Origin of the sequence: Carboxydocella sp. ULO1, assembly GCF_002049255.1 — a bacterium.
Taxonomy (GTDB): Bacteria; Bacillota.
Map to the genome: position 1 here is coordinate 1 of NZ_BDLQ01000162.1, position 283 is coordinate 283.

Annotated in this window: 1 protein-coding gene; it reads left to right on the top strand. The window is 49.5% G+C overall.

What is annotated here, in order from left to right:
- Positions 1-100: 100 nt before the first annotated feature.
- Positions 101-283, top strand: a 183-nt coding sequence (locus tag ULO1_RS14320; protein WP_200806980.1) for a hypothetical protein, incomplete at its 3' end; no start/stop codon positions are given.

The following is a 283-nucleotide window of genomic DNA, read 5'->3' on the forward strand; positions in this document are numbered from 1 at the left end:
AATTGATTGTATTTAACTGTTTTGCTACATTAAAGGTATGGAACTATTATCCATTGGAGAAGCAGCAAAGTCCGGCAGGGTTTCGGGGAGCTGATCAGGAATGCCAGAGAAACACGAGAAGAACAAATTTAGCATAACTGTGTGCGGGGAGTTTTTTCCGGAGATTTACCCGACTCACCGGTCTTCGAAGTGGAGCCGGGGCGAAGAAGACCCGCTGACTACGGAGATGCGTCTCTTCTGTGCCTGTATGCGGTGGGCCTTTAACCGGCTCCTGGAAGGTGCT